We start from the raw sequence: 12006 nt of genomic DNA, 5'->3' as shown, positions 1-12006 counted from the left end.
GTTTCTCCTTGGGTTCACCGCGGCGTACCGCAGGCGGTTTCAATCAGGCGCACGGCGTCGAGCAGGCGCGGTGCGACTTGCTTTTCGAGCGTGGGTTTGTCCAGGCGATAGCTGGCAAAGGTGCAATTGACCGCAACGATCTCTTCGCGCGCGCCCAGGCGAATGGGCACGCCTACCGCATGCACTTCCTTGCGCCAGTCACCGCGCGAATAGCAGTAGCCGCGCTGCATGAAAGCCTTCTGGTCGGCCTCCCACACCGGCTTGTCCCGTGCAAATTGCTCCGGGTCCTCGACCCTCAAGCGGTTCAGGATCGCCTTGCGCTCTTCAGGCGGGCTGGCGAGGATGAGCGCGCGTCCGATCGCTGTCGACAGCAGCGGCCGCGTGCTGCCGATGTCCGGCTGATAGACATTGCCGGCGTCGACCCGGCAGGTGTCGATATAGACCACGCTCGTGCGGTCACGCATCCCGAGGTTGACCGTGCAACCGGTCTCGCGCGCCACTTGCTCCATGAAAGGCCGCGCGATCTGGCGCACACGCGTGTTGGCCAGAAGCGGATAGCCGAGCGACAGCACTCCCGAGCCCAAGCGGTACTTCTGCAGGCCTTCGACGCGGCTCAGGTAACCGAGCAGCGTGAGCGTGTACGTCAGCCGCGAGACGGTCGGCTTGGGCAATCCCGTGCGGTCGGAAATCTCGCGGTTGCCCAGCATCGGCTCGGCCAGCGTGAACGCGCGCAGCACCTCCATGCCGCGCGCCAGGTTCATCGAGAATTGGCGATCGGCGCTGAGGTCGTGCGGGTTGACGAGACCAGGGAGCGGGGCGGTGAACATGCGGGCAGTGGCGGGGCGTTGGTTGGAAGTCATGATGGACTCGAACGGAGTGGGCTGGTGAAGCTGTTTCGCTGTGCGAAACGACCGTTGTAGTGCAAAACGCGCTCTGGCAAAAACGGGGAAAGCCGGACTTCCTGATCTGCCGTCCCACTCATTCGAGGCCATCCATTGACTGCATCCAACCCCCACTCGGGCGCCTTGTCGGGCGTTCGCATCCTCGACATGGCCACCGTGCTTGCGGCGCCCTTCGGCGCGACGCTGTGCGCCGATCACGGCGCAACGGTGGTCAAGCTGGAATTGCCAGATGGCAGTGACCCTCTGCGTTCGCTGCAACCCGTGAAGGAAGGGGTGCCGCTGTGGTGGAAGGTCGCGAACCGGGGCAAGCGCGGCATCTCGCTCGACGTGCGCAAGCCGCGCGGGCGCGACCTGCTCTTGCAAATGCTTTCCGAGTTCGACGTGCTGGTGGAGAACTTCCGCACCGGCACGATGGACCGATGGGGCCTGGACGCCAAGACGCTGTGGGCGATCAATCCGCGGCTCGTCATCGTTCGCCTGACCGGCTTCGGGCAGACCGGCCCCTACCGCGCTCGTCCCGGCTTCGCACGCGTGTTCGAAGCGATGAGCGGCTTCACCAATCTCACGGGCGAGGCGGGCGGTTCGCCGCAGCACATGAATTTCCCGGTCGGTGATGCGGTCGCAGGGCTCTTTGCCGCGTTCTCCATCGCGTCCGAGATTGCACGCCTGCGAGGCGACCCGGACGCGAAGGGCGTTGAAGTGGATCTGTCAGCGACGGAGGCTCTGTTTCGTTTGCTCGATCCGCTCGCCGTCGAACACGAGCAACTGGGCCTCGTGCGTGCGCCCGCGGGAAATTGCGCGACCTATACCGCGCCGAGCAATATGTACGTGAGCGCGGATCGCTTCTTCTTCTCGCTGGTTGCATCGTCCGACGCGATCTTCGCGCGGCTCGCGGTGGCCGTCGACCGGCCCGAGTGGGCCAGCGACGAGCGCTTTGCCACCAACATCCAGCGCGTCGTGCATCTGCGCGAGCTCGACCGCATGCTGTCGGACTGGTTCGCGGTGCGTCCCTACGCGGTCATCGAAAGCACGCTCGAGGCCGCCGGCATTCCGTTCAGCAAGGTCTACTCGATCGAAGACATCGAGCGCGATCCGCAATTCATCGCGCGAAAGGCCATCGTGCGACTGGCTGATCCGCACTACGGAAGCGTTCCGGCGCCATGCATCGTGCCGCGAATCACCGGGCGCGAAATGCCGGTCCCGCGAACCGGGCCTGATGTCGGCGAGCACAACGCAGAGGTGTATTCGCAGTTCGGCCTGTCTGCGAGCGAGATCGACACCCTCAAGGCCGAGGGCGTGATCTGATGATCCGAGCCGGGGAGCGGAGTCAGCGCGATCAGTAGTCCGTGAGCGGCCCATCGCGCAGGCACGGGTTGCGCTCGGACCGCGCCACGCGCCGCGCGATGTCGCGGCCGATCACGGTCTTGTGAACCTCGCTCGCACCCTCGCCGATCTGGTTGAGCTTGGCGTCGCGAAAGAAGCGCTCCAGCGGAAAGTCCTTCAGATAGCCGCGTCCGCCGGTCAGCTGGAGCGCGTCGGTGACCACTTTCATGCACAGGTCCGTCGCGTGCAGCTTGGCCATCGATGCGAAGGTCGCCGTATCGCTGTCGCCGCGGTCGTACTTCTGCGCCGCGATCCACACGAGCGCGCGAGAGGCTTCGATCTGCGTCGCCATGTCTGCGAGCATCCACTGCACGCCCTGATGCGCGTTCAGCGGCTTGTCGAAGGCGCTGCGATCCGCGGTGTAGGTCGCTGCAATCTCCACCGCACCGATCGCACGACCCAGCGCCATCGACGCGTGGCCGATGCGCGCGCGCAGCAACGCGTCTTGCGCGAGCGAGAAGCCTTCGCCTTCTTCGCCGAGCCGATGCGTCGCGGGCACACGCACGTCGTTGAACTCCAGTGATGCGATGGGCACGCCGAACCAGCCGAGCTTGCCTGCATCGGCACTCACCGTCAGGCCCGCTGCGCCCTTGGGGACCAGCAGGCCGACGAACTTCCCGCCTGCAGGATCGGCGTCGTCGATCAGGCGCGCAATCACCATCAGCCAGTCCGCGGTGCCGGCGCGCGTGATGAACTTCTTCGTGCCGTTGAGCACGTAGGAGTCGCCGTCGCGCCGCGCCGTGCTCGCGAGGGCGCGGACGTCGGAGCCGGCAGAGGGCTCGGTCAGTGCGAACGCCGTCTGGATCTCGCCCCGGCAAAGGGCCGGAAGCAGCTCGCGCTTGATAGGCTCTGAAGCGCCCGCGACCACTGCCCGGGCGGAGAGGTCGGTGCCCGTGATCATCGACGCCGACGTGCTGCACACGCGGCTCAGCTCTTCGATGATGCACACACGTGCCACCTGACGCGCATCGCTGCCGCCGTATTCGCGCGGGAAAGCCGTTGCGATGATGCCTTCACGTGCGAGCGTGCGGAAGGTGTTCCAGGCAAAGACGTCCTCGCGCGCGACATCGGCGGCCTGGGGGCCCAGTTGCTCGCGGCACAGCACTCGCAGCCGTTCAATCAACGCGCGTTCATCGGCTTCCAGAGCCTCCAGTCGATGATCGGAAAAAAGTCGGGGGAGGGTGGTCACTGCTTGTCTCCGCAGATGGTGATGTAGTCACCCATCTTCGCGTGCGCGCGAGATGCCGTCGAGACAGCGTTTCGATACGCGAAACACCGCATTGGCAAACGCTGGTGCCGTGATCTGATGAGCGACATGAACGCACCCACCAGCATCCCCACGCGGTTTCAATGCCTTCGCACGCATCAGGAGGGCGGCGGCACGCAAACGCGCCTTGAATCGATTGCCCTCGACGAGCTTTCAGCGGGCGAGTTGGTCGTGCGAACGCGCTATGCGGCATCAACTACAAGGATTCGCTGTCGCTGCTCGGCCGCGCAAAGATCGTCGAAAGCTATCCACGCGTCTGCGGCATCGAACTGGTGGGCGATGTCATCTCGGTCGCCGCTGGTGCGAACTGTTCGTTCAAACCCGGGCAGACGGTGCTGGTGCATGGCTTTCGCACCGGCATAGCGTTCGACGGTGGGTACTCCGAATACGTGCGGGTGCCCGCGGCTCATGCGATGGCGCTGCCTGCGGGGTTGAGCCCATACGAATGCGCTGTGCTGGGGGTGCCGGGCTTCACGGTCGCGATGGCACTTGATGCGTTCGAGCGGCACGGCGTGCGCGCCCAGGGTTCAACAATTGCAGTGACCGGCGCCAGCGGAGCGGTCGGTACGCTCGCAATGGGAATCCTGTCGGCAGCTGGCTATCGCGTCGCCGCCGTGACGCGCAGGCCCGAGCAGTCCGAATCGCTCCTGACGCTCGGTGCGAGCGAAATCGTCGACGCCGCCGAAGCCGCGGCATCCACCCGCGCGCTCGAGAAGCCAAGGTTCGCCGCCAGCATCGACAACGTGGGTGCAAGCGCATTGGCGTGGTTGCTTCGCAGCACTCGCGAGGGCGGATGCGTGGCTTCGGTGGGCAACGCGGGCGGCAACGCCTTCGAAGGAAGCGTGCTGCCCTTCATCATGCGCGGCATCAGTCTCTTCGGCGTGGTCGCAAACGCGAGTTGGGAAGTGCGAGAGCGGCTTTGGGAGCGCCTGGGGGCGACATGGAAGCCGAACTTCTCGGCCCTCGCGCCGCACGTGCGCGAGATCGGCCTCGAGCAGGTCGTCGAGAACGCGAGCCTGCAGCTTGACGGAAAGATTTCGGGCAGGACCCTGGTTTGCTTCGAAGCGCGGTAGCTATAGCTATTGCTTAAAGAGTCGCCGCAACCGCAGCGTCGTATTGCCCATTGATGAGGACGAACAGCATCCGGCAGGGCTTGCCGGATCGGTTTGCCCATGCGTGGTTGGTCCCTCGCTGGACGACAACGCTACCGGGCTTCAGCGCAACTTCCGAGTCATCTAGTACCAAGGTCATTTCGCCCTCCATGACGACGCCATAGTCGACCGATTCGGTACGGTGCATCATCGGGTGCGGCGAGTCGACCTTACCCGTGGAAGCCTCGGCATCGCCGATCTCGGCAAACACCTGTTTCATCCGGGCTCTGGCCTGCGCCAGCGACTCGTCGGTCTCCGGCGGAAAGTCCAGGAAGCGAATTCGCGTGCCCTGTGGCGGCGGCTGGAGAGAGAGCGGCCCGATCGTCGGGTCGGGACCGTTGCCTACCGGCGCCGGCGAGCCGGTGGTGCTCCACACCTCGTGGAAGATGGCACCGGGCACCGTGGCCAACTCCAGAACCGTGGGCAGTGGCCCGTTGGAAGAGACGACCGCTCGACCTTCGGCGTCATGGCCGGTGACGACGCGGTGGACTGCTGGAAGGGAGGGCACGGTCACGATGTCACTCCATACATGTTCGATTGCGCGGCTTGAGTCTGCATTTGCATTTCTGTCTCCTAGATGGGCTGAGCCAGAGCCATTTGCGACTCCAACATGATGCGGGTGTGCTCCTGCCTGTCGCCGTTGCTGATCTCGATCTCGCCCAGTCGGCATGAGTTCTCCACCACCATGCGGCAGCGATTCCACCTGCGTCGTTCGAATCGGCCCAGCGCATCGATGATCGAGCCCGGTGCACGCAGTTCTTCAGCGAGCACCACGGCGTCCTCCAGCCCCATGCACGCGCCGGAGGCCAGATGCGGCGTGGTCGCGTGCACTGCATCGCCGATCAGCTGCACGCGCCCGCGGTGCCACGGGAGCGGCAGCAACAGCGCTTCGAGCGGGCGATAGACGATCTGCGATTGTTCGTTGACCTGCTCCCGGATGGCAACAACCTGCGGCGCGCTGAACGCTGTCAGCAAGAACTTGAACATCTCGAGGAAATGGGCGGGATCGATCGGATCGTTGCGCGGACGGTCCTCGGTCACGAACATGTACATCTGGTCCTTGGAGACCGGGTTGACTCCGGCCTTGACGCGCGGACTCATCCACATGCGCGTGCACCTCACATCAGGCGGGCACGGCACCACGGCTCGCCATACGGCCTGCCCCGTGTAGCGTGGTGCCGGTGCATGCGGGAACAGTGTTTTTCGCACCTTGGAATAGAGTCCGTCGGCCCCCACGACCAGGTCGTACGTGTCGCTCGTGCCATCGGTGAAGCCGACGTGCACACCGTTCGCGTCCTCTGTGATCGATGTGAAGCTGCATCCCAGGCGTACCGTCGTGCCGCTGGCGCGGGTTGCCTCTGCCAAGATCCTGGCCAGCACCGGACGCATGATCGCGCCATTGCCGGGCACCTCGGGACCGGCGACGCGTGGCGTCGGAACCGTGGCCAGCAATTCGCCGATTGACGAGTAAACCTCGGCCCCGTCACCAGCGAAACCCTCTTCGAGGAATCGGTCGAGAATGCCCAGCGTGCGAAAGACGCGCAAGGTCGGCCCTGTGATGCTGATGCCTGCGCCGTACGAGCGCCAACCCGAATCGATCTCAACGAGGTCTACGCGCAAGCCCAGTTTGCACAGTTCGATCGCCGCAGCCATGCCAGAGAAGCCGCCGCCGACGATGAGCACTTTTTCATTTCGAACGCTCATTGCACTGTCTCCTATTAATATGAATTTGTTTCAGCCGCGCAGTGCTGTCCGGCCGCCGAGGGTTTCTGCAACCCAGTCCGCGATGTACGCGCCCGCGTTCGATGGGTTGTCGACGCTGGAGTGCTGGACGCCGCCTTCCCGGTCGGTGAACACCTTCAGCTCTCGCCTGGGACTGTTGATCAGCTGGTCGTAGGTGCGCTGCGCCCAGTGCAGCGGAATCTGCGAATCCTTCTCGCCGTGCGTGACGAGAAAGGGCACCTTGATACGTTCGACCACGCCATCCAGGTGGACGTTCTCGGCAATGCGCAGGAACTCCTCCTGATCGGCCGCGCCCCATACCCAGTGAACGTGGTCCCAGTAGTGCGGGACCGGCAAGTTGCCCTCACGGGCGATGCGCCGCCGCTGTACGTCACGCCAGTCGTGATTGGCGCCCCACACGACACCGCATGCGAAGCGCGGCTCGTAGGCCACGGCGCGGGGGCAGTAGTAGCCGCCCAGCGACACACCCTGGCAGCCGATGCGCCGCGGGTCGACGTCGTCGCGGGCTTCGAGCCAATCGACCACGCGCCTCGCCCAGGTCTCGCAGTCGAAGACTGCGGGCATGCCCTGCAAACGCAGCGCCTCACCCGTACCAGGTTGATCAACCAAGAGCGACGAGACGCCACGGCGTGCCAGTTCGCGCGGCAAGCCCACGTGTAGCAGCATCTCTTTTGTCGAATCCAGCCCGTTGAGTTGAACGAGCACCGGCGCCTTGCCTGGCACGCCTTGCGCGGGCACGAAGAGCGCCGCGATGTGTGATTGCCTGTAGGGAATCTCGACCCTGCGGCAATCTTCGCCCGTCAGCTCGATGCCGCGCATGAAGAGGGTCAGATAGCGCTTGTAGAGGTCCAGCCTGCCGGGCGCGTCGCGGCCTTGCAGGCGCTCGGCAGTCAACAGGTAGATGGCAGCGCGGCTGTATTTCTCGCCGGCGGAAATCAGCCGGCCTCGGGCCTCATCCTCATCGGCCAGCGCGCAGAGCTTGTCGGCCATGCGCGACCAGGTTTCGCGAAATGCCTGGGTGCCGGCTGCATCGGGGGCTTTCGCGGCCTCCTGCAGCGGTGCGCACATCTCTTCGATCTCGCCGATCTTAGCGCCCATCTCAATGGCGATGTCGACCGAGAGGTTCCAGACGTAATTGGTTGGGAAGTACTTGAACATCGGGGCGAAGTCTGATCGCCGTCGATGCATCAGTAAAATTTGTTGGATCGATCCGCTTCATTTGCGGCACTGATAGACCTGAGCCTTGCAGCGCTCAGCGCATGCCGATGCTGTTGTCTCTGCGATAGCGGCCAGGCGAAACACCAGCCCAGCGCTGAAAGGCGCGCGAGAAGGCCTTCTCCGATGCATAGCCTGCGGATTCGGCCGCCGCTCTGACGTCGGCTCCGCGCACCAGCCGATCCGCCGCGAAGGCCAGGCGGATGCGGAAGAGAAAGTCCATCGGCGTCGCGCCGACGAGCAATGCAAAGCGGGCCGCGAAGCGCGTGCGCGACATGCCCACTTCGCGCGCGAGAGCGTCGACGGTCCATGGTCTCGCGATGGACTCCTGCATCAGAAGGAGGGCGCGCCCGATCTGTCCGTCGGACATGGCCTTGAACCAGCCGGGGCCGACCGCAGCCATCGATTCGAGATGCGCGCGCAAGGCTTGCGCGAGAACGATCTCGGCCATGCGGCACACGGTGAAGCCCGACCCTGGTGCGGCACCGATGAATTCGTCCAGAAGCAACTGGTACGCCGATGCAAGAACGGGCAACAGACCCATCTGCTCGGCGCGGACATGAATCAGGTTGGGCAGCCCCGCGAGCAGCGGGCTGCGTCCGAAGTTCGGCGAGGCGAGGATGCCTGCCGTGATCGTCGCACCCTCGTCGCCGCCGCCCCAGAGGACCTCGCCGGTGCCGGGCGGTCCGTCGGCGCGCGAAGTCCATTCCGAAGAGCTGCCCGCGGCAAGCACGGTGGCCATGTCGACCGGCGGCACGCCGGGATCTGATGCCAGCACATGCGCATCGCCGTGCGGCAGCAGCACCAGGTCGCCCCGGCCCACGTTCACCCAATCGCCGGATCCGACCTTGAGCCAGTAGTGGCCTTGGGCACCCAGCCGGAAAGGAATGCCATCCACCTTGCTCTTTGACAACGCATACGGCGCGGTGAGGCGAAAGCGGACCGCGATCGCCATGCTCACCTTCAGGGTGCCGAGAAGCTCGCTCAGAGGATCCATGTGTTGCTGCGCATGCGAGGCCGGATTCTGCACCGCGCAGGACGAGCTGCAACCTTTTCGGGGGGCGCGGCCATTGCCGGTACGGGTGTCCGGACGGTAACTTCGCCGACGCTGATCAAGGAGACGACATGCCACACACATCGACCTTGCGCCACTTTTGTCCGCGGTGCATGGACTTCCACACCCACTTCATGCATCCCGAGGTCTTTGAGATGACCAAGGATGCCAGCGTCGCGACAGGCTTTGGCGCGGTGAAGGTGCCGCCGGACAACCCGGTGTTCCGCTGCCTGTACGAGCCAGAATTGCAGATTGCCGAGATGGATGCGCGCGGCATCGACGTCAACGTCATATCGTCCTGCGACGTGATCACCAGCCGTTCGTGGGCCGAGCCCGAGGCGGAACTGCATATGACCCGGCTCGTCAACGACATGGCGGCAGATTGGGTGGCGCGCTACCCGCAGCGCTTCGTCGGGTCTTTCGCAGTGCCGTTGGGCGACATGGACCAGGCTCTGAGCGAACTCGAACGTTCGGTCGCAATGGGCCTGAGGGTCCTCAACCTGCCGAGCAACTATCGCGGGGCATATCTCGGTGAGCAACGCTATGCCGACCTGTGGGCGACCGTTGCGGAACTGGGCCTCGTCACCTTCATCCACCCCGACGGCGTGCGCGAACCATGGTTCCAGAACTACGCGATGTGGAACTCGATCGGCCAATCCATCGAGGAAGTCAAGGTGATGAGCTCGATGATCTACGAGGGCGTCATCGATCGCCACCCCGGCCTCAAGGTGGTCATGGCTCACGGGGGCGGCTACATGCCGCACTACATGGGCCGGCTCGATCGCAACGTGTCCGACAAGCCCTATACCGCGAAGAATCTGAGCAAGTTGCCGAGCGAGTACCTGCGCGACTTCCACTACGACAGCTGCGTCTACGACATCAGGACGCTCGAACTGCTGATCGAGCGCGTCGGCGCGGATCGTGTCGTCATGGGTGGCGACTACCCGGTGGCATCGCAGAACCCGGTGGAGATCATCGGCAAGGTCGGCGGTCTGTCGGACGAGGACCGGCACGCCATCCTCGCCGGCAATGGGCTGCGCCTGCTGGGCCGGGATGGTTCACCTGGCGGGGCGGTCGAAGATCAGGGTCTTGAGCAAACAGCGGCGTGAGCCTCAAGGTGAAAACAATGAGACAACTGGAACTGCGCAACAGATGGTGGCTGGTCGCGGCCTCTTTTTGCGCCATGTACATCGGCGCCGGAACGATGCTCTATGTCCTGGCGGTGTTTCTTCAGCCCGTGACACAGGACCTGGGCATCTCCCGCAAGACTTTCTCCACCGGCATCCTGGTGGCCAGCATCGCAATGGCGTTGGCCTGTCCGCCGCTGGGGTTGGCGCTGGACCGCTGGGGGCAACGCAAGGTGCTGCTGCCGCTGATTGCGGCCAGCGCGCTCGCCGCGGCCGCCCTTTCCTCGCTGACAGCATCGGTGCCGCACATCCTCGGCCTGTTCGCCCTCTGGGGCGTGCTCGCTGCGGGTGTCTCGCCGGTGCCGTTCGCACGAGCCCTCAGCGAGCGCTTTCATAGCAAGCGGGGGCTTGCGTTGGGGATCGCCATCTGCGGCGCCGGCTTTGGCACGGTCTCGGTCCCGCCGATCATGGCGGCGCTGATCCAGAGCCAAGGATGGCGCAACGGTTTTCTCATCTACGGCGCGGCGATCGCTGTCTTGGCGTTGATACCGGTCGCGTTGGTGATGCGTGGCGAAGAGATGCGGGACGCAACGCAGCGGCCAGAGGGAAGGTCGGATCTGGAAGGCCTGAGCCTTTCACAGGCCCTGAAGACACGCCGCTTCTGGATCCTGCTGGCCGCGTCGTTGCTCGGCATCATCGCGATCAACGGCTGCGTCAGCCACATGACGGCGCTGCTGATCGATCGCGGCCTGCCGATTGCCAAGGCGACCGTCGCGCTGTCCCTCGTTGGCGTCGGGGCGATCGTCGGGCGCCTGATGTGCGGCTGGATGCTGGACCGCATTCAAAGTTCGCGTGTGGCGATCCTGTTCTATGCCTTCCCGGCGCTCGGCGTGACGTTGCTCGCCAGCGGCGGTGCGGTGCCGACACCCTTCATCGCCGCCCTCCTGCTGGGCCTGGGCGTAGGTGGCGAGGTGGACATGCTGGCCTACTTCACCGGTCGCTACTTCGGAATGCGCGCCTTCGGGAGGATCTATGGCCTGCTGTTTGCACTCTTCTCCGTCGGCGGCGGTATGGGCCCATTCCTGAGTGGCGTCGCATACGAGATCTACAAGTCGTACAGCCAGGTCTTCGTGGTCTACCAAATCGCGCTGCTGGCCGCCGCCGCGCTGGTGTGGTGCCTGGGGGCCTACCGCTACGCGGCAGGCGGACCGCACGAGCAAGCCGCTGCGAAGGGCAGCGAGGCGACGGCTGCCGCCCCGGCCTAGGGCCGCACGGCCTGCTGTTCGACCACCCGTCGAAGCAATGAGCGGATCCATGTCAGCAGCGGGTCCTCTTCGCGATACCTGTGCCACTGCACCACCACCTCGACCGCGGGCAGATTGACGGGGCAGGGCAGTACGCGCAATGGCAGTGATCGGGCCGCCGCCGATGCAAGCCGTGTTTGAAGCAGGGCGATGCGCGGCGTGCCGACCACGAAGCGCGGTATCAACGTGAAGCCCGGCACCGTGACTTCGCAACGGCGGCGGTCCTTCAAGGCAGCCACACCGTTGTCCGGTGCGCCTCGGTAGGCGGCCACGTGGCCCATCTGGTAATACTGGGCTTCGGTGAGCTCCGTCTCGACCTCCGTGTTCTGGTCCCACGCGATGCACGACAGCGTGTCCTGAAACAACGGCTCCAGGGGTTGCGACCGGGCTGCGCGAAACGCAGGACACACCAGCAGGTCGACATCGCCGCGTTCGAGACGCTCGACCGATTGCGTTCCAAGACGCGCGATCTCGATCTGGATGTGCGGCGCCTCCGACCAACACAGTCGCATGGCTTCCGTCAGCAGAACCTCGATCACATAGTCGGAGGCATCAATCCTGAGCGTTCTGCGCGCGCTCTGGGCATCGAAGTCCGCATGCACGATGGTGAAGGCCTGCAGGCGCAGGGTCACGTCGCGCAGAGGCTGCGTCAGGCTCTGGGCCAATGGCGTCAGCACCATGGTCTTGCCGACCTGCACCAGCAGTTCGTCGTCGAAGTGCTCCCGCAGGCGGCCGAGCGCGCAGCTGGTGGCGGGTTGACTCAGGTTGAGGCGCTCCGATGCAGAGCTGACGCTTCGTTCGGTCAGCAGCGAGTCCAGCACGATGAGCTGGTTCAGGTCGAGCTTCTTGTATCGCATGGG

11 protein-coding genes are annotated in these 12006 nt (G+C 64.8%); 4 read left to right on the top strand and 7 right to left on the bottom strand.

Translation table 11 applies throughout. The annotated features are described in order from the left end of the window. Positions 1-14: 14 nt before the first annotated feature. Positions 15-860: an IclR family transcriptional regulator gene (locus AC1DMA_RS01800; protein ID WP_478143048.1), complete on the bottom strand. Its 846-nt coding sequence runs from the start codon at positions 858-860 to the stop codon at positions 15-17. Positions 861-995: 135 nt separating this feature from the next. Between AC1DMA_RS01800 and AC1DMA_RS01795 the strand changes: the two genes are divergently transcribed. Next, positions 996-2207, top strand: a complete 1212-nt coding sequence (locus AC1DMA_RS01795) for a CaiB/BaiF CoA transferase family protein (protein ID WP_478143047.1) — start codon at positions 996-998, stop codon at positions 2205-2207. Positions 2208-2238: 31 nt separating this feature from the next. Here AC1DMA_RS01795 and AC1DMA_RS01790 read toward each other — a convergent pair whose 3' ends face one another. Then, a complete protein-coding gene (locus tag AC1DMA_RS01790; RefSeq protein WP_478143046.1) occupies positions 2239-3474 on the bottom strand; it encodes an acyl-CoA dehydrogenase family protein in 1236 nt (411 codons plus the stop codon). 209 nt (positions 3475-3683) lie between these two features. On the opposite strand from AC1DMA_RS01790, the gene AC1DMA_RS01785 reads away from it, so the two are divergent. Beyond that, entirely contained in the window at positions 3684-4625 is a 942-nt protein-coding gene (locus AC1DMA_RS01785) for a zinc-binding dehydrogenase (RefSeq protein WP_478143343.1), read from the top strand. A 13-nt stretch (positions 4626-4638) separates the two neighbouring features. Here the strand turns inward: AC1DMA_RS01785 and AC1DMA_RS01780 are convergent, their stop codons facing one another. The 4 genes from AC1DMA_RS01780 to AC1DMA_RS01765 all read right to left on the bottom strand — a co-directional run bounded on the left by AC1DMA_RS01780 (position 4639) and on the right by AC1DMA_RS01765 (position 8658). Next, a complete protein-coding gene (locus AC1DMA_RS01780; RefSeq protein ID WP_478143342.1) occupies positions 4639-5220 on the bottom strand; it encodes a cupin domain-containing protein in 582 nt (193 codons plus the stop codon). Positions 5221-5276: 56 nt separating this feature from the next. Further along, complete coding sequence (locus tag AC1DMA_RS01775; protein ID WP_478143045.1) at positions 5277-6407, bottom strand: FAD-dependent oxidoreductase; 1131 nt, start codon at positions 6405-6407, stop codon at positions 5277-5279. A 30-nt stretch (positions 6408-6437) separates the two neighbouring features. Continuing rightward, the gene (locus AC1DMA_RS01770) at positions 6438-7604 is read right to left on the bottom strand and encodes an alpha/beta hydrolase family protein (RefSeq protein WP_478143044.1); all 1167 of its coding nucleotides are present in this window, start codon (positions 7602-7604) and stop codon (positions 6438-6440) included. A gap of 94 nt (positions 7605-7698) precedes the next feature. Further along, positions 7699-8658, bottom strand: a complete 960-nt coding sequence (locus AC1DMA_RS01765) for an AraC family transcriptional regulator (protein WP_478143043.1) — start codon at positions 8656-8658, stop codon at positions 7699-7701. A gap of 128 nt (positions 8659-8786) precedes the next feature. On the opposite strand from AC1DMA_RS01765, the gene AC1DMA_RS01760 reads away from it, so the two are divergent. Both AC1DMA_RS01760 and AC1DMA_RS01755 read left to right on the top strand, forming a co-directional pair. Continuing rightward, positions 8787-9824, top strand: coding sequence for an amidohydrolase family protein (locus tag AC1DMA_RS01760; RefSeq protein WP_478143042.1), 1038 nt, complete (start codon positions 8787-8789; stop codon positions 9822-9824). 17 nt (positions 9825-9841) lie between these two features. After that, a complete protein-coding gene (locus AC1DMA_RS01755) occupies positions 9842-11107 on the top strand; it encodes an MFS transporter (RefSeq protein ID WP_478143041.1) in 1266 nt (421 codons plus the stop codon). Here AC1DMA_RS01755 and AC1DMA_RS01750 read toward each other — a convergent pair. After that, positions 11104-12003, bottom strand: coding sequence for a LysR family transcriptional regulator (locus tag AC1DMA_RS01750; RefSeq protein ID WP_478143040.1), 900 nt, complete (start codon positions 12001-12003; stop codon positions 11104-11106). The genes AC1DMA_RS01755 and AC1DMA_RS01750 overlap by 4 nt on opposite strands. Positions 12004-12006: the final 3 nt, after the last annotated feature.

The organism is Variovorax sp. 05N34, assembly GCF_056397405.1.
This window is presented reverse-complemented; position numbering and strand designations above follow the sequence as displayed.